The sequence below is a fragment of the Bradyrhizobium sp. CCH5-F6 genome, from assembly GCF_001556045.1.
Lineage (GTDB): Bacteria > Pseudomonadota > Alphaproteobacteria > Rhizobiales > Xanthobacteraceae > Bradyrhizobium.
Map to the genome: position 1 here is coordinate 1 of NZ_LSIC01000040.1, position 426 is coordinate 426.

The 426-nt window shown below is 64.3% G+C and carries 1 protein-coding gene; it reads left to right on the forward strand.

Annotated features, from left to right (window positions below):
* Nucleotides 1–426, forward strand: a 426-nt coding sequence (locus AX729_RS06570; protein WP_197433545.1) for a porin, incomplete at both ends; no start/stop codon positions are given.

Consider the following 426-nt stretch of genomic DNA (forward strand, 5'->3'; position numbering starts at 1 on the left):
GTGCCGGATTCTACTACATCCCGGGCACTGACACCTGCATCAAGCTGGGTGGTTACCTGCGCGCTGAAGTCGCGCTGGGCAGCAACGCCGTTTATGGTCCGGCAAACGGTGCTCCCGCCGGTGCGCACAACCGCACGAGCAACTACTACACGATGCGCGCTCGTCAGGATCTCAACATCGACACGCGCACTGCGACCGAATACGGCGTCGTCCGCACCTTCTTCGATGCGACGTTCTCCTGGACCACCGGCGGCTATGTCGGCACTGGCTCCGCCACCGGCGCGACTGGTTACACCGGCACGACGGCGGGCACCGCGGTCATCAACCCGACTGACGGCGGCACCTCGGGCGGTTCGCTCGGCGTGTATTATGCCTTCATCCAGTTCGCCGGCTTCACCATGGGTAAGGCCGTGTCGCAGTTCGACG